Source organism: Granulicella pectinivorans (assembly GCF_900114625.1).
GTDB classification, from domain to species: domain Bacteria; phylum Acidobacteriota; class Terriglobia; order Terriglobales; family Acidobacteriaceae; genus Edaphobacter; species Edaphobacter pectinivorans.
In genome coordinates, this window is sequence record NZ_FOZL01000001.1 from 3,438,791 (window position 1) to 3,455,650 (window position 16,860).

Sequence of the window (16,860 nt, forward strand, 5' to 3'; positions counted from 1 at the left end):
CCCATCTCAATCGAAGACTTTAGACCTCTTCATCCAGGGGGAGGCGGAAACCACCATGAACCTCGAATCACCCGCAACTCTCCCCAATCCGGCCTCTCCCAAGCCACTCTTCGGCGCAAGCCTCCAGGACATCACACGCCTCATGGAGCGCCTCCGCCAGCCGATGTATCGCGCCACCCAACTCCACGACGCCCTCCACCGCCAGCGCATCACCTCGCTCGACCAGATCACCACCCTCCCCATCGCCATCCGTCAGACCCTGGCCGCCGAGGGCTATGTCATCGGTATGCCGGAGATCGCCCAGACCGCTCGCTCCATCGATGGCACCGAGCGCTATCTGATGCGCCTTGCCGACGGAGAGACGGTCGAAACCGTCTGGATGCCCGGTGGCGACGGTGGCGAGCGCGGAGACGGCACCCCCGCCGCCAACGAGGAAGAAAACGAAGACACCCTGCAGGTGGACGACTACAAACGAGCCACCATCTGCATCTCCAGCCAGGTAGGCTGCGCCGTCAACTGCCAGTTCTGCCTCACCGCCAAGCTTGGCATCCGCCGCAACCTCACCGCCGGCGAGATCGCCGGACAGGTGGCCGCCGTCCTCAATCGCCACAAGGTCGAAGTAGGCCGCGATCGCATCAACCTCGTCTTCATGGGCATGGGCGAGCCCTTTCTCAACTACGCCGCCTTCATGGACGCCGTGCGCCTCATGGTCACAAGCATGCGTATCCCCGAGTCGCGCATGACCGTCTCGACCTCCGGCATCATCCCCTCCATCGAGCTCTTCGCCCTGGAGCCCATCCGGCCCAAGCTGGCCGTCTCGCTCAACGCCTCCAACGACCAGGTCCGCGAGCGCATCATGCCCATCACGCGCAAGTGGGGCATCCTGCCCCTGCTCAAGGCCGTCGCCAGCGTGCCTCTTCGCCCCCGCGAGCGCGTCACCTTCGAGTACGTCCTGCTCGGCGAGGTCAACGACCAGCCCCACCACGCCGCTGAGCTCGTTCATCTGCTCTGGAACCACAACGCCAAGGTCAACCTCATCGTCTGGAACCCCGGCCCGGACATTCCCTACCAGCAGCCCACACCCGAAGCCGTCGAGGCCTTCCAGCAGCACCTCCGTGCCAACGGCATCCCGGCCTACATCCGTCGCCCCCGCGGGCGCGACATCTACGCCGCCTGCGGCCAGCTCAAGCGCACCATTGAGACGCCTCCCCCGGCCCTCGTCTCAATTACGCCCGCGTAGCGCCAGCTCCAGCAGTGCTTCCGCCACCCTGTCATGGTCGTGCCGCAGCACATCGCCTTCGTGGACAAAATTCCCTACGATCGGCTCCACGCCCAGCGCACGAATCTTGTCCAGATCGGCCTCGATCGGCATCTGACCTTCGCGCGCGTACTGCTCCAGCAGCGTCGGCGAGATGGGTGCCCCGTTGATCAGCGCATAGTCGAAGATCGGTGCCTTCGTCGTACCCGAGTGCTGCAGGATCTTCTCGATATGCTGTGCCGCCGTCAGGCCCAGCGATTCGTTCGCCTGCGTCATCAGGTTGCACACATACACCCGCGTCGCGTGTGACCCCGCCAGCGCCTCCGGAATGCCCCGCACCAGAAGGTTCGTGATCAGTGACGTGTACAGCGACCCCGGTCCCACCGAGATCAAATCCGCCTGTGCAATCGCTTCCAGCGTCTCCGGCAGGGGATCGGCGGTGGCAGGATCGATCATCAGCTCCAAGATCCTCTGCTTGCTGGCCGTGATGTTCGTCTCTCCTCGTACGAGCGAATCATCGTCCATCCGAGCCGCCAGCGTCACATTCTGGTTGGTTGCCGGATAGATCTTCCCGCGTGTCGCCAGAATCTGCGACGACATCTGCACCGCCTGCGCGAAGTCGCCCGTAATCTCCGTCAGTGCCGCCAGGAAAAGATTGCCAAAGCTGTGCCCATCTAGATCGCCCTGCCCGAACCGGTGCCGAAACAGCTTCGACAACAGATGCTCATCTTCGCTGAGCGCAACCATGCAGTTCCGCACATCGCCCGGAGGCAGCATCTTCAGGTCTTCCCGCAAACGCCCGGAAGACCCGCCGTCATCGGTCACCGTCACCACGGCCGCCAGATCGCGGATCAGGCAGATGGCATCCTGGCAATGGGCCTCGCTCACCGGCGTGGTTCCCCCAGGGGTCGCCACAAACCGCTTTAGACCCCGCAACAGCGTGGATAGGCCCGTGCCGCCACCGATCGCCACCACCCGAAGCGTCGGCCTCTCCTTGTTCGCCGTCAGAGCCCGTGTCAATCCTGCTGCCTCCAGGGCCCCGTTACACGCAAGGACCTACGCCTCAGGATAAAGCAGTTCCGTAAACCGCGGGTCGTCGGCCATGTCCTGGAAGTCCGAATCCGACCGCGCCTGGATCCGGTTCTTCGCATTCAGCCGGATCGCCTCCGTCAGATGCTCCAGGCAGCTATGCGACTCGCCCGTCATGCTCGAGAGCACCGCCAGACCATAGAACGCGTAGTCGGCCGAGTCGTTCTCATGGAGGATGGCCTTGAACTCCTCGCGCGCGTCGGCATAGTGCCCGTTGTTCAGCAGCGAGATCGCATAGTCGTATCGCTCCTCATGGCTCTGGAAGGTCGTCTTGCCCTTCGCCACCTGCTGCACGCACGCGTTCACATACATGCGGATGCTGTGGCCAAGCTCGGGAGGAGCCGTCGCCAGCATGCTGTTGAAGGCGGTATGAGCCTGCTCATACTTCCCATCCTGCATCAGCTTCAGGGCTGCCTCATACAGCTTCAGCGCCTGCACGCGCGCTTCGTCCGCTACGGGCGAGAGACTGCCCGCAAGCGTACGCGGCGAACGCTTTGCGGTAGGTGTCGTTACGGTCTTCGTCTGTGCCATAATTCGGTCCTGTCTATCTTCCAAGCGAAGCATCGCCTACATCTCATCAACATCTGTGCTCTGAATGCTTTGCGTGTGTCGGTTTTATACGCAGAACAGAGCCGAAGGTCAACTCCCCATGCATTCGCCTTACTTTGCGACCTGCCCGTACAACACCGGATTCAACTCTGGATCGTTATACATCTTCATCTGCCGGTAGATCTTGAACCGCTTCTGTCCTGCTCGTATATCAGTCATCAACTCGTCGAAACAACGTTCCAGATCGGCCCTCTGTTCTCTCAACACGGCTAGCCGCAAAAGGTTCTTCTGCCGGTGAGCTTCACTCGCCGTGGCCCGTATCGTCTCCTCATGCGTGTGATAGATCTTCAGCGCCATAATCGACATCCGATCAATCATCATGCCCGGAGTCTCCGAGTGCAAAGAAGCCTGGTCGAGCATGGTCAGAGCCCTCGAGAACGCATCGTCCATTTCCTCGACCAGATCGTTCCTGCGCTGGTTCAGGCCATCGATGGCATGTTTCACGGCTGCAATGCGGGCATCCGAAGCCCCGGGATTGCGTGCCTCGTCTTCTTCGTGCCAAAGGTCGAAGTTCTCGCGGTGCTGCGCCACGATCATCGCTTCGAAGCCGCCGTCCGCGACGATTTCCGCCCCATTCGGCAGGTGCCACCGCGCAGTCGCATCGTCGTGCAGGCGCGCCACGCTCTTCGCAACGGGAATTTGTCTCTCGCCCATACCATCCCAAACTTTACACGAGCCCGCGCTCGAACAGGTTGCCGTCCTTCGTGGAACGGGGCACACTGGAGGTCACACATGCCCAACCGCACCCATATGCCTGAACGGGTTCTGATCTACCGCCTCGGCAGTCTGGGGGATACGCTGGTCGCTCTTCCGGCGTTTCATCTTGTGGCGCGAACCTTCCCCCAAGCCGATCGGCGCATGCTGACGAATATACCTATCAACGCCAAGGCCGCCTCCGCCGCATCGATCCTCGAGCACACCGGGCTCGTCCATGGCTACTTCCGTTACGTCGTCGGGATGCGCAGCCCGCGCGCTCTCTTTTTCCTGTGGTGGCAGCTCATTCGGTGGCGTCCCCAGGTGCTGATCTACATGGGTGCCCGCCGCGGCATCGCCTCCGCCAAGCGTGATGTGGCCTTCTTTCGCCTCTGCGGCATTCGCCGTATCATCGGTGCTCCCCTCACGGAGGACAGACAGGCCCCGCGCCTCATCCCAGGCCCCTCCGGCGAACGCTTCTTTGAGTCGGAGGCCTCCCGCATAGCGCGTAATCTCTCTGAGTTGGGTGAGCCCCACCTCGAAGATCCTGCCACCTGGAGTCTTCACCTCACGCCTGCAGAACACGCCCGTGCCGCTGAACTGCTCGCCCCCATCGCCGGACGTCCTCTTCTCGCCGCCAGCATCGGCACCAAATTCCAGCCCAACAATTGGGAGCCCCAACATTGGACGGCACTCCTCGCGCGCCTCGGCACCCTCTACCCAAACCACGCGCTCGTCCTCACCGGAACTCCCGGGGAGTTCGCCACCACCGAGCAGGTCGCCGTAGGCTGGCGTTCCACCTCTCCGAACCCAATCCTCAACCTCTGTGGCCAACTCACACCCCGCGAGACGGCCGCTGTCTTCGGGCACGCCCAGCTCTTTCTTGGCCATGACTCTGGCCCCATGCACCTCGCAGCTTCCGTTCAGACGCCGTGCGTCGCCATCTTCTCCGCCATGAATCCTCCCGGCGTCTGGTATCCCTTCGGCCGCCGCAACCGCGTCCTCTACCATCGCGTCGACTGTGCCGAGTGTGGCCTCGAGGTCTGCACCGTGCAAAGGAAGAAGTGCATCCTCTCCATCACCGTCGACGAGGTGCTGTCCGAAGTGGCTTCATTACTGCCTCCGATCCTCCCGATTCTTGGCGATTGAATCTGAGAGTTGCTCTTCCGTCCGGAACCAAGCAGACTAGGAGATATGCCCAAACTCACCCAGGGAAGCTCCGCGAACCCCACTCGCGTGCTCATCTACCGGCTCGGCAGTCTGGGCGACACGCTGATCGCGCTGCCCGCCTTTCATCTTGTGGCCCGCGCCTTCCCTAACGCGGAGCGTCGTCTCCTCACCAATTTTCCTGTCACCGCCAAGGCGCCCCTCGCCGCCGCTATCCTCGAGCACACCGGCCTCATCGATGGCTTCTTCCGCTACACGGTCGGTACCCGCAACCCGTTGGAGCTCCTACAACTCTGGTGGACGCTCATTCGCTGGCGTCCCCAGGTCATCGTGCATCTCGGCACAACGCGCGGCGTCGAGAACGCCAAACGCGACGCCATGTTCTTCCGCCTCTGCGGCAATCCCCGCCTCATCGGCGTCCCCTCCACCGTAGATATGCAGACCCACCGCGTCGCCGCCGACGGTCTGCTGGAGCGCGAGGCCTCCCGGCTGCTCCGCAACATCGGCGAACTCGGTGACGGACGCATCGACGATCCCGCAAGCTGGGATCTTCACCTCACCGACGCCGAGAAATCCAGGGCCGAGCAGGTTCTCGCCCCATGCGCCGGACGTCCTCTCCTCGCTGTCAGTGTGGGCACCAAGATGCAGTCGAAGGACTGGGGCCGCGAAAACTGGCGCGCCCTCCTCGCCCGCGTCGCCCAGCTCTACCCGGACTACGCCCTCGCCCTCTGTGGAGCCGGCGAAGAGTCGGAAGCCAGCGAGTTCGCCGCCGGGGGCTGGCGTGCGTACAACCCAGGCCCTGTCCTCAACTTCTGCGGCGCCCTTACTCCCCGCGAGTCTGCAGCTGTCTTCGCGCACGCCGTGGCCTTCCTCTGCCACGACTCAGGCCCTATGCACCTTGCCGCTGCGGTTGGGACGCCCTGTGTCGCCGTCTTTGCCGCCCGCAATATCCCACGCGTCTGGTTCCCCTTCGGAGAGCGCAACCGCGTCGTCTACCACACGGTCGACTGTGCCGGCTGCCGCCTCGAAACCTGCATCGTGGAGAAGAAAAAGTGCCTCACCTCCATCACCGTCGATGAGGTTCTCTCCGAGGTCAACGCCATCCTTCACCCTGCCAACATCTCCATCGAAGTGCGATGATGGATCTACCACGGAAAAGCCCGTACCAGAGATAGGAGCCTCCCGAAGTATGCTGCCTGAACAACGCGCTGTCATGGATCTTCTCGAAGATGGATTCGGCCGCCTCAAGGTCCTCGTCGTGGGCGATGTCATGCTCGACCGTTATATCTTCGGCGAGGTCGACCGCATCTCCCCCGAGGCCCCCGTCCCCGTGCTCCGCCATGCCCAGCGGTATGCGCGGCCCGGCGGTGCGGCCAACGTCGCCATGAACCTCGCCGGCCTCGGTTGCCAGGCATTCCTCTGCGGATTCTGGGGCAGCGACCCCGACCGGCAGGAACTCGACGCCATTCTGCAAACCAATCACATCGACACCCTGGGCATGGTTACCAGCACCCTCCCCACCATCTCCAAGACTCGGATCGTAGGCCGCACGCAGCAGCTCCTGCGCCTCGATATCGAAAGCCGCGACGCCTATCCACAGATCGAGTGCGATCATCTGCGTGAGCGTGCTGTATCGCTCGTCTCGAAGATGCATGCCGTCATCCTGTCCGACTACGCCAAGGGGGCCCTCACCCAGCCTCTCTGCGAGGCCGTCATCCGGGCCGCGCGTGACCTCAACATTCCCATCCTCGCCGACCCCAAGACGCCCGATTTCAGCAAGTACTCCGGCGCCACCACCGTCTGTCCCAACCTCTCCGAGCTCTCCGTCGCCACCGGCGTTCCCGCGCACCATACACCGGAGCTCCTTGCCGCCGCCCGCGTCCTCCTGCTCGAACACGGCTTCGACTTCCTCACCGTCACCATGAGCGAGAAGGGAATCACCGTCCTGCAGCCCGAGGGCAGCTATCACTCGCCGGCGCGTGCCCGCGAGGTCTATGACGTCTCCGGAGCCGGAGACACCGTCATCGCCACGCTTGCGGCATCCCTCGCAGGCGGCCTCAAGATTGTCACTGCCGTTGAGCTAGCCAACGTCGCCGCAGGCATCGTGGTGGGCAAGGTCGGCACCATCCCCATCACCGCCAATGAACTCGTCACCCTCATGACCCCCAGCACGGGCGTCATGAGCACCGACAAGATCCTCGACACCGAACGCCTCATCCATCGGGTCTCCGAGTGGAGAGCCAGCGGTGAGACCATCGTCTTCACCAACGGCTGCTTCGATCTCCTCCACGTGGGGCACATCACCCTGCTCGAAGACTGCCGCCGCTTCGGCTCGAAGCTGGTCCTCGGCCTCAACGCGGATGCATCCGTCTGCCGTCTGAAGGGCCCCACCCGTCCCATCGTCGGCGAACGCGAACGTGCCCGTGTCATGGCCGCCCTCGCCTCGGTCGACGCTGTCGTTCTCTTCGCCGAGGACACGCCGCTCGAACTCATCCAGGCTCTCCAGCCCGACGTCCTCGTCAAGGGCGGCGACTACACCATCGACACCGTGGTCGGCCACGAGGTCGTCCTCGCGCAGGGAGGCCGCGTCGAGATCGTTCCTACTGTTGAAGGCTTCTCCACCACCAACATCGTCCGCAAACTGACCGCGTCGCACGCGCAAGAGGCTATCCAATGATCATCGTTACCGGCGGAGCAGGTTTCATCGGCTCAAATCTCATCCATCAACTCAACGCCCTCGGCAAGCGCAACATACTGGTCGTCGATAACCTCGCGCCCGCGCCGAACCTCTCCGGGCCCAAGTTTCTCAACCTCCAGGCCGCCCAGTACGCCGACTATATGGACAAGCTCGACTTTCTCGAAGCCCTCCTTGAAGGCGACTTCGACGACACCGAGATTGAAGCCATCTTCCACCAGGGAGCATGCTCCAACACCCTCGAAGACGATGGCCGCTACATGATGCACAACAACTACGACTACTCGAAGGTTCTCCTTCACTACGCCGTCGACAACAAAATCCCGCTGATCTACGCCTCGACCGCCGCCACGTACGGTCTGTCCGAGGTGTTCAAAGAAGTCCCCGCCAACGAAAAGCCTCTCAACGTCTACGGCTTCTCCAAGCTCGTCTTCGACAACTACCTCCGCCGCCGCATTGAAAACATCGACTCCGCCGTCGTTGGCCTGCGCTACTTCAACGTCTACGGCCCCCGCGAACAGCACAAGGGCCGCATGGCTTCGGTCATCCACCACTTCACCAAGCAGCTCAAGGACACCGGCACCATCCGCATGTTCGAGGGCTCTGGCGGATACGCCGACGGTGAGCAGCGCCGCGACTTCGTCTTCGTCAAGGATCTTTGCCGCATCAACCTGTTCTTTGCCGGTCTGCTGCCCGACAGCCCCAAGGAGCCCGTGCAGGCGATCGTCAACGCAGGCACCGGCAACGCCCGCACCTTCAAGGCCGTAGCTGAAGCTCTCATGGCCGTTCACGGAGAAGGAAAGATCGAGTACATCCCGTTCCCCGGTGACCTCAAGAACCGCTACCAGCACTTCACCGAAGCCGATGTTGCCGGCCTCCGCGCCGCCGGCTATACCGCTCCCTTCACGTCGCTCGAAGAGGGAATCAAGCAGACCTTCGCGGAAGAGCCGGTCAAGTAGTGCCCTAAAACTGGATACCCACATCTCGATTGTGAGATGTGGGTATCCATCGGTCGTCGATGCAACAGGGAGGAACAAGTGGTGGAGCGCCAATACGCTCTCTCGAGCCTTTTTATGGCACGATAGCTCAGGAACAGGAACCAGCCCACAAGGAGTCTCCTCTGAAGCCCACGATCCTCTGCATCAGCACCTACGAAAAAGGCCAACCCTTCCTCCGCGAGGCCGCTGCTCTCGGCATGGAGATCCTCTTCCTCACCGTGGACACCCTGGCCAACGCCGACTGGCCCCGCGATTCCATCGCTCACTTCTTCACCATGCCCGAGGGCCGCACCCCCATCGAGGTCCTAGCGACCGTCATGGGCATCGCTCGCTACCATCGCATCGACCGGGTCGTCGCCCTCGACGAGTTCGACCTCGAAGCAGCCGCCCTGATCCGCGAGCACATGCGTCTTCCCGGCATGGGCGAGAGCACCACCCGCTACTTCCGCGACAAGCTCGCCATGCGCACCCGCGCTCAGCGAGCCGGCGTCCCCGTCCCTGAGTTCACCGGCGTCTTCTACCATCCGGATCTCGTCGACTTCATGGCCAACGTCCCCGGCCCCTGGCTGCTCAAGCCACGCACCAGCGCCTCCGCCATCGGCATCAAGCCCATCAATCATCCCGACGAGCTCTGGGCTGCCCTCGACCAGCTCGGCGACCTGCAATCTCACTACGTCCTCGAGCGCTTCGTCCCCGGCGAGGTCTTTCACTGCGAAGGCATCACCTGGAACCGTGAAATCCTCTTCGCCGCGCCCTTCCAGTACGGTACGCCTCCCATGCAGACCATGCACCAGGGCGGCGTCTTCAGTACCCGCAGACTCCAACCCGAATCCTCAGACGCACGTCTCCTGCTGGAAGCGCATCGCGCCGTCATCGAAGCGCTTGGCATGGTCTCCGGCGTCACCCACACCGAGTTCATCAAATCTCACGCCGACGGCAGCTTCTACTTTCTCGAAACCGCCGCTCGCGTCGGCGGAGCTTACATCGCGGATGTCCTTCACTTCGCCACCAACGTCAATCCCTGGGTCGAGTGGGCCCGTATCGAGGCTGCCGCCCTGCTCGGTCATGCCTACACCCTCCCCACGCTCCGCGACGACTTCGCCGGTTCCATCATCTGCCTCGCCCGCCAGCAGGAGCCCGATACCTCCAGCTTCAACGATCCCGAGATCGTTCTTCGCCTCCACAAACATCACCACGCCGGCATCATCGTCCAGTCGAACTCCGCCAGCCGCGTCCAGTCGCTCATCGAGGACTACACGGCACGCTTCGTCGACCAGTTCCTGGCCGTGCAGCCTGTTCCGGACAAGCCCAGCGCATGAGGCCGGCCGCTTGATGAAGGTTGAAATGAAAAGAACGGGAAGTGGTGAGAGCGCTGGGGCTCGAACCCAGGACCAACGCCTTAAAAGGGCGATGCTCTACCAACTGAGCTACGCTCTCGAACCTCTATTAAAGTAGCACAATCCACGTCGTCTGTAGTCTGCATCCTACTGTGTGAAGCCCGACACATACCATCCTGTAAGAAGCATCGGAAACACGAGCGTTGCACCTCAGCGCCTGCCAGCAAGAGGCCTGTCCCACAAACGTAACCCCGCGTGGTTACCGGTTTCTTGCAGTCGCTGGAGAAGCGGTCACCAGCATGGTAACCGCAGACAAACGACGTATCTCGACTGACACTTTAGTGTGACTTGAAGCAATTGACGTACTATCAAGCACCACGTAGCCTCAGAATATTGCATGGAAAAGAGTGCAGGATCATGCCTAACCGACATCGCTGATTCACAGCCCATGCCGCGCAACTCAGGAGCATCCACCTCATGGATTCCAAGACCAACGAGAGAATCGACGACCAGCCCATCTCCGAGACACCGGAGGATGTAGCGATTCTGTACTCTTGGGCGAATCTGCACGGAGCCAAGTATCGTGATTTTTCTGCCTCCCGGCGTGAGTACCGCGCCCAGCTTCGTCATCGCGCCGCCGAGAACGCACGCGAACTGGAGCTGAAGGCCCAGGCCGAGGCCGAAGCCGCCGCCTCCGAGGCCGAGCGCGTAGCCCGCGAGGCCGAGGAAGCCGCCAACAAGCACTTTGCCGAGCAGGACGCCATGGCCCGCGAGAAGGCGCTGCGCGAAGCCGAGGAGGCCGCCCGTCTCGCCGCCGCCGAGCGCGTCGAAGCCGGACGCCGCGCCGAGGCCGCCCAGGCCGCCGAAGCCGCAGCCCGCCGCGAAGAGCAGGAGATGGCCCAGGCCAACGCCTCTGCACGCCGTCAGGCGCAACGTTATAACGAGTCCGAGATTCGCCGTCGCGAACTTGCCGGACCTCAGCCCAGCTCTGTCGTCCCCGGCCAGATCTCCGATCCGTACATGCCGAGCGACCAGCAGTTCAACAATCCCGAGCCGATGCGCCAGCGCCCCTCCCGCGAGCGGCATGACCTTTCCATCATTCCGGAAACCATCGCCCCCCTTGCGGAAGAGACTCGCCGGCGCCCCCAGGGCTTCCGGCCCGATGAGTCCTCCGGGTATCGCCCCAGCTATCGTCCCGCCCCCGTTCCTGCGCCCGAACCGGCCTCGTACCGTGTTCCCGAGCGTGACGCGCATCCCGAGATGCAGCTCGAGCCGCGCCACGAGTCCCCGCGCCACTATATCCCGGAGACCCGTCCCGAACCCCGTCCTGACCTGCGTCCCGACCCCGTCACCGAGGTTCGCCCCGCCGCCCGCCTCGAATACCGTGCCGAGCAGCCTCGTCAGGACTACGTCGAGCAGCGTCAGGTCCCGCCTCCCACAGCTCGTCCTTATACCGACAGCCCCGTGGGCCCGGCCTGGCTCTACGCGCCACAGACTCCCAGCACGCCGTCGCAGCCCAGACCCCGTGCCACGGTCTCCGCTCCGCCCGCCGATACCCTCCAGCACTCCCGCGAGCGCGTCGCCGCCCGCTGGTTTGCGCTCAAGGGCGTCTTCGACCAGCCCGGTTCCGAGCAGTCCGAGCTCCAGGCTGCCCGTCAGCAGAAAGAGGCCCGCGTTCCTCTCGTGGCCATCTTCTCGCTCGCCGGAGGCGTCGGCAAGACCAGCCTCGTTGCCACCCTTGGCCGTACCCTTTCCTCGCTCGGCGAGCGTGTCGTCCTCACGGACACCACATCGCACGGCCTGCTTCCGTTCTACTTTGGCGCCAGCGAACTCCGTCCCGGGATCGTCCGTACCTTTTCTCCGCCGCAGGGCAGCATGGATGCCCCCATCTCGCTCGTCAGCTACGATGTCGATCTCGCCACGCCTGACCAGGCCACGCAGGATCGCCTCGTCGAAGAGTTCGTCACCAACAGCCGAGGCTCCAACCGCACCGTGCTCGATCTCTCCGGAAGCTCCGGCTGGGTACTCCGCCGTCTCTCCCGCATGAGCCCCACGGTCATCATCCCCGTCGCGCCCGACATGAACTCCGTTATCAGCCTCCAGTCGGTCGAGAAGTTCTTCGCCGGCATCCTCGACGCCGATGGCCGCCCCGTGCAGCCTCACTATCTGCTCAACCAGTTCGACGCCACGCTTCCTCTGCATCTCGATGTGCGCGAGGTGCTTCGCCGTCAGCTTGGCGAACGCCTCATGCCGTTTGTCATTCGCCGCTCGCCCGCCGTCTCCGAGGCGCTCGCCGAAGGCATGACCGTCGTCGACTACGCACCGGATTCCCCGGTCGCCGAAGATTATCTGAACGTAGCAAACTGGGTTCGCAAGGTCTCAGCGCCTGCTTCCGCCGGCTTTCGTAACGTACGCTGGAGTGAACGATGACACGATCGCCCATGTGGAGAGAGTTCGAGTCCGGCGACAGCCTGCCGTTGCGCTTTCTGCGCTTCTGCATCCTGGCCGGAGGCATCTTCTTTCTCGCCTTCACCGGAATCCTCAACCTGACCTGGCCCCAGCAGGCTGTACTCGGCCTGTTGACCGTTCTGCTGGCCATCTGGATGGATCGCAGCTCCAGCTCCTATTTGGTCACGCTCACCCTTATGCTGGTGTCGATGTACTCCACCTTCCGCTATGGGTGGTGGCGCATCTCCTATACAGTCCACTACTTCCTCGACCCCGCCAACCGTTATGGCGAGCACGCCTGGACCTTCCTCGACGCCTTCTTCATCTGGCTGCTCGTCCTGGCCGAAACCTACGCCTTCATCATTTTGTACCTCGGCTACCTCCAGACTCTCTGGCCGCTGCGCCGCACCCCCGTGCCTCTACCTGACGACCCCGAGGACTGGCCAGCCGTCGATCTGCTCATTCCGACCTACAACGAGCCCCTCTCGGTGGTGCGCTTCACCGCGCTCGCCGCGATGAACATCGACTGGCCCGCCGACAAGCTCAACGTCTATATCCTCGACGACGGCAAACGCGATGAGTTCCGCCGCTTCGCGGAAGATGCCGGCATCGGCTACATGACGCGCGACGACAATAAGCACGCCAAGGCTGGCAATATCAACCGTGCCCTCAAGCGTCTCGACGCGCCCTTCGTCGCCATCTTCGATTGCGACCATGTGCCCACCCGCAGCTTCCTGCAGGTCACGCTCGGCTGGTTCCTCCGCGATCACAAGCTCGCGATGCTCCAGACCCCGCACCACTTTTATTCGCCCGATCCCTTCGAGCGCAATCTCAACCAGTTCCGCACCATCCCCAACGAGGGCGAGCTCTTCTACGGCATCGTGCAGGATGGCAATGACTTCTGGAACGCGACCTTCTTCTGTGGCTCCTGCGCCGTGCTCCGTAAGACCGCGCTCGACGAGATCGGCGGTATCGCCGTCGAGACCGTCACCGAAGACGCTCACACCTCGCTGCGCATGCAGATGAACGGCTGGAACACTGCCTACATCAATATTCCGCAGGCCGCCGGCCTCGCCACCGAGCGCCTCTCCGGTCACGTCAAGCAGCGCATCCGCTGGGCCCGCGGCATGATCCAGATCATGCGCACCGACAATCCGCTCTTTGCCAAGGGCCTCAAGCCCGCGCAGCGCCTCTGCTACTTCAACGCGATGAGCCACTTCCTCTACGCGCTGCCGCGCCTCATCTTTCTCACCGCGCCTTTGATCTACCTCGTCCTCGGACACACCAACGTTCCCGGATACTGGGCCGCCATCCTCGCCTACGCGTTCCCCCACCTTGTGCTCTCAAGCATCACCAACTCCCGCATCCAGGGCCAGCACCGTCACTCCTTCTGGAATGAGATCTACGAGACCGTCCTCGCTCCGTACATCTTCCTTCCCACCATGCTTGCGCTCGTCAACCCCAAGCTCGGCAGTTTCAACGTCACGGCCAAGGGCGGCGTCGTCAATCGCGGCTTCTTCGACACCCGCATCGCCCAGCCCTTCATCCTGATGCTTCTCCTGAACGTGCTTGGCCTCCTCATGGCCATTCCGCGCTTCTTCTTCCTCGATCTGCCCGTTCTCGGTGGCCTCTATGACGGCACCCATCCCGGAACGATCGTCATGAACGTCGTCTGGACGCTCTTTAACATGGTGATTCTCGGCGTGGCCACGGCCGTAGCCTGGGAGAGCCAGCAGCGCCGCCAGACCGTTCGTGTCGCTATGTCCGTTCCCACCGATGTCGTTCTCGCCGACGGCTCCATCCTCCCCGGCGTCACCTCCGACCTCTCGAGCGGCGGCGTCATGGTCCACCTCGAAGAGGGAATCATCGTCAGCCCCGGAGAGCCCGTCAGCCTCGTGTTTCCCGTACTCGATGGCGACGCCACGCTTCCCGCCACGGTCGTTGGCCTCGATGGCAACGTCCTCCGCGCGCAGTTCGACCCGCTCACGCTCCAGGAAGAAGAGGCCCTCACCATGGTCCTCTACTCCCGCGCCGACACCTGGCTCGGTTGGGGCGAGGCCCGCGAAGCCGACGCTCCGCTCAAGAGCATGCTCCGTATCCTGCAGCTTTCCATCCGTGGTCTCAACCAGACCGTTCGAGGCATGTTGAAGAGTAAGAAACGGGCTCCCAAGGGACGTCTCGCCGCCAATATCGCTCCTGTGCTCCTCTTTGCCGTCCTCTTCGGCCTCGTCGCACACCCCGCCAGCGCGCAGGTCAACGTGCCTGTGCAGCAACTCGGTCCTGCCGCCTCCGAAGGCACCCCGACGCAGATCCAGAATGGGGCTCGTGCCGCCCGCGTCGTGCCCCCCGGACAGTTCGACAACGTCTTCACCCTCGCCGACGTCTCGGTGCCCGATACCATCGTCCTGCGCGGCGTCGACGCCTACCACTCCACTTTCTTCAATGTGCCGCAGACCCAGATCGTCAAAAGCGCCACGATGCACATCCGGTATCACTTTTCGCCAGGCCTTCTGCCGGCCTTGAGCCATTTAAAGGTGTCGCTCAACGGCACACTCTTCGCCACGCTGCCCGTCACCAACAATCCCAGCTTCACCGGCCCCGACCTCACCCCCGACGAGAAGGTCGCATCCTCCGACAAGATCAATGTCACCCGCTCGGAGAACAGCGCGCTCCTCGAAGCCACGCTCACCCTCCCCGCGGACATGATCGTCCAGTCCAACGAACTCACCTTCGAGTTCATCGGGCACTACACCTCGCAGTGCGAAGACCCCTCGCACTCCACACTCTGGGCACACGTCGATTCGAACTCCTCCATCGAGCTCTCCGGCGCGCTCCTTCCGCTCCAGAACGACCTCAAGCTTCTCCCTCTGCCGTTCTATGACGTAGCCGTCAACCTGCACCCCGTCATCCCCATCGTCTTTCTCTCGCAGCCGTCGCCCGAAGCCATGCACGCCGCGGCCATCGTCGCCTCGTGGTTCGGCATCCTCACCGACTATCGCCCCGTCCACTTCCCGGTCACCATCGGAACGATCCCGCAGGGCAACGCCATCGTCATCGGGGAGAACGCCTCCGAGTTACCGCCCGCCCTGAACATCACGGCCAGCTCCGGCCCAACGGTTGCCATGCGCACCAACCCCGGCGACCCGTACTCCAAGCTGCTCATCCTCACCGGGGACAACGGCGCGGACCTCGTCGCGGCCGCGCAGGTTCTTACCCTCCAGCGCGATCTCCTGGCCTCCGACACGCAAAGCCTTCACAACGTTCGCAGGCCTGATCCCCGCAAGCCCGACGACGCGCCCCGCTGGCTCTCGACCGAAAAGAAGACCACCGTCGGCGACATCACCCAGACCGGCGATCTTCAGGGTGACGGGTCCGTGCCCGTGGGGGCCTACATGCGCCTGCCGCCCGATCTCTTCACCGAACCTCTTGGCAATCTCTCGTTCCATATGGGCTACCGCTATAACGGCATCCCGCTCGCCAACGAGAGTACCCTGCAGGTCTATGTCAACACCGCCTACGTCAGTTCCACGCCCATGCCGCACTCCGACAAGGCGTCCGCCAAGCTCGAAACCGTCATCCCCGTTCCCGTCACCGATCTCCGTCCCTTCAACAACTCCCTCATGTTGAAGTTCGTCTTCCAGATCGCCAAGAAAGGGAAGTGCCAGGACACCGCTCCGCTCAATCTCCAGGGTGCCATCCTCAAGGATAGTTATCTCGACATCCAGGGCATCCCGCACTGGACGCCTCTGCCCAACCTCGAGCTCTACTCGAACGCCGGCTACCCGTTCACCCGCATGGCCGACCTCTCCGAGACCGCCGTCGTCCTTCCCGACGTTCCCTCCGCCGACGAGCTTGAGATGTTCCTCACCTTCATGGGTCACTTCGGCGCGCAGACCGGCTATCCCGTCCTCAACCTCTCCGTCACCAATGGCGATGGCATGAAGGCTGACGGCAAACGCGATTATCTCGTCATGGGCACCGTGGACGATCAGCCCGCGCTCAAGCGCCTCAACGCCAATCTCCCGGTCGTCATCGATGGCAACGGCCTCCACATCCAGGACACGCAGGGCTTCTTCGCTCCTCTGCAGAAGGCCTGGTGGCGTGTCCGCTCATCCGACCACGTCCGCTCCGGCCAGCTCGAAACCGCCGGCGGTCTCCCCGACGCGCTCCTCGAAGGCATCGAGTGGCCTTCGGGCTCCAATCGCTCTGTCGTTGTCATGGCGTTGCGCGATCACTCGGTCGTCCCCAACTTCCTCAACGTCTTCCTCAAATCCTCGCAGTCGTCCGACATCTCCCAGTCCGTCAGCGTGCTTCACGGGACGAAGTTCTCTTCCTACCGCATCGGCGCCGACATCTATCGCGTCGGCTACCTCTCCCCCTGGGTCCGCATCAACATGTTGTTCTCGGAGTTCCCCTGGATCGTGGTCATCACCTCCCTCATCCTCTGTGTCCTCATGGCGGCTCTCATCCGCGCAATCCTGCGTCGCCGCGCCCGCATCCGGCTGCAGGGAACCGACTAAACACGGCTCCCTGTCGCCAACGGATGGATACGTTACGCTGTTCGCG

General features: G+C 63.0%; 11 protein-coding genes and 1 tRNA gene. 8 read left to right on the forward strand and 4 right to left on the reverse strand.

Annotated elements, in window-relative coordinates:
* Positions 1-55: 55 nt before the first annotated feature.
* Positions 56-1,240, forward strand: a complete 1,185-nt coding sequence (rlmN, locus tag BM400_RS13665; RefSeq protein ID WP_089839679.1) for a dual-specificity RNA methyltransferase RlmN — start codon at positions 56-58, stop codon at positions 1,238-1,240.
* Here the strand turns inward: rlmN and BM400_RS13670 are convergent.
* The 3 genes from BM400_RS13670 to BM400_RS13680 all read right to left on the reverse strand — a co-directional run bounded on the left by BM400_RS13670 (position 1,223) and on the right by BM400_RS13680 (position 3,610).
* Positions 1,223-2,278 (reverse strand): gluconeogenesis factor YvcK family protein, encoded by a 1,056-nt coding sequence (locus BM400_RS13670; RefSeq protein WP_245781869.1) that lies wholly within the window; start codon positions 2,276-2,278, stop codon positions 1,223-1,225. The genes rlmN and BM400_RS13670 overlap by 18 nt on opposite strands.
* Before the next feature lie 36 nt (positions 2,279-2,314).
* A complete protein-coding gene (locus tag BM400_RS13675; protein WP_089839680.1) occupies positions 2,315-2,878 on the reverse strand; it encodes a tetratricopeptide repeat protein in 564 nt (187 codons plus the stop codon).
* Between the two features lie 129 nt (positions 2,879-3,007).
* Complete coding sequence (locus BM400_RS13680; RefSeq protein ID WP_089839681.1) at positions 3,008-3,610, reverse strand: DUF4254 domain-containing protein; 603 nt, start codon at positions 3,608-3,610, stop codon at positions 3,008-3,010.
* Positions 3,611-3,688: 78 nt separating this feature from the next.
* On the opposite strand from BM400_RS13680, the gene BM400_RS13685 reads away from it, so the two are divergent.
* The 5 genes from BM400_RS13685 to BM400_RS13705 are packed head-to-tail and all read left to right on the forward strand — an operon-like array spanning position 3,689 to position 9,828.
* A complete protein-coding gene (locus BM400_RS13685; RefSeq protein WP_245781870.1) occupies positions 3,689-4,798 on the forward strand; it encodes a glycosyltransferase family 9 protein in 1,110 nt (369 codons plus the stop codon).
* A gap of 45 nt (positions 4,799-4,843) precedes the next feature.
* A complete protein-coding gene (locus tag BM400_RS13690) occupies positions 4,844-5,956 on the forward strand; it encodes a glycosyltransferase family 9 protein (protein ID WP_089839684.1) in 1,113 nt (370 codons plus the stop codon).
* A 49-nt stretch (positions 5,957-6,005) separates the two neighbouring features.
* Positions 6,006-7,493 (forward strand): bifunctional D-glycero-beta-D-manno-heptose-7-phosphate kinase/D-glycero-beta-D-manno-heptose 1-phosphate adenylyltransferase HldE, encoded by a 1,488-nt coding sequence (gene hldE / locus BM400_RS13695; protein ID WP_089839686.1) that lies wholly within the window; start codon positions 6,006-6,008, stop codon positions 7,491-7,493.
* Positions 7,490-8,470 (forward strand): ADP-glyceromanno-heptose 6-epimerase, encoded by a 981-nt coding sequence (gene rfaD, locus BM400_RS13700; RefSeq protein ID WP_089839688.1) that lies wholly within the window; start codon positions 7,490-7,492, stop codon positions 8,468-8,470. Before hldE ends, rfaD begins: the two co-directional genes overlap by 4 nt.
* Positions 8,471-8,529: 59 nt before the next feature.
* Entirely contained in the window at positions 8,530-9,828 is a 1,299-nt protein-coding gene (locus tag BM400_RS13705) for an ATP-grasp domain-containing protein (RefSeq protein ID WP_245781871.1), read from the forward strand.
* A 42-nt stretch (positions 9,829-9,870) separates the two neighbouring features.
* Here the strand turns inward: BM400_RS13705 and BM400_RS13710 are convergent.
* Positions 9,871-9,946 (reverse strand) — tRNA-Lys (locus BM400_RS13710).
* A gap of 377 nt (positions 9,947-10,323) precedes the next feature.
* Between BM400_RS13710 and BM400_RS13715 the strand changes: the two genes are divergently transcribed.
* Both BM400_RS13715 and bcsA read left to right on the forward strand, forming a co-directional pair.
* Positions 10,324-12,276: a cellulose synthase operon protein YhjQ/BcsQ gene (locus tag BM400_RS13715; protein WP_089839691.1), complete on the forward strand. Its 1,953-nt coding sequence runs from the start codon at positions 10,324-10,326 to the stop codon at positions 12,274-12,276.
* Positions 12,273-16,814, forward strand: a complete 4,542-nt coding sequence (gene bcsA, locus BM400_RS13720; RefSeq protein WP_089839692.1) for a UDP-forming cellulose synthase catalytic subunit — start codon at positions 12,273-12,275, stop codon at positions 16,812-16,814. Before BM400_RS13715 ends, bcsA begins: the two co-directional genes overlap by 4 nt.
* Positions 16,815-16,860: the final 46 nt, after the last annotated feature.

Coding starts and splice junctions, on each gene's coding strand:
- rlmN (WP_089839679.1), top strand. CDS start 56: ATGAACCTCGAATCACCCGCAACTCTCCCCAATCCGGCCTCTCCCAAG.
- BM400_RS13675 (WP_089839680.1), bottom strand. CDS start 2,878: ATGGCACAGACGAAGACCGTAACGACACCTACCGCAAAGCGTTCGCCG.
- BM400_RS13680 (WP_089839681.1), bottom strand. CDS start 3,610: ATGGGCGAGAGACAAATTCCCGTTGCGAAGAGCGTGGCGCGCCTGCAC.
- BM400_RS13685 (WP_245781870.1), top strand. CDS start 3,689: ATGCCCAACCGCACCCATATGCCTGAACGGGTTCTGATCTACCGCCTC.
- BM400_RS13690 (WP_089839684.1), top strand. CDS start 4,844: ATGCCCAAACTCACCCAGGGAAGCTCCGCGAACCCCACTCGCGTGCTC.
- hldE (WP_089839686.1), top strand. CDS start 6,006: ATGCTGCCTGAACAACGCGCTGTCATGGATCTTCTCGAAGATGGATTC.
- rfaD (WP_089839688.1), top strand. CDS start 7,490: ATGATCATCGTTACCGGCGGAGCAGGTTTCATCGGCTCAAATCTCATC.
- BM400_RS13705 (WP_245781871.1), top strand. CDS start 8,530: ATGCAACAGGGAGGAACAAGTGGTGGAGCGCCAATACGCTCTCTCGAG.
- BM400_RS13715 (WP_089839691.1), top strand. CDS start 10,324: ATGGATTCCAAGACCAACGAGAGAATCGACGACCAGCCCATCTCCGAG.
- bcsA (WP_089839692.1), top strand. CDS start 12,273: ATGACACGATCGCCCATGTGGAGAGAGTTCGAGTCCGGCGACAGCCTG.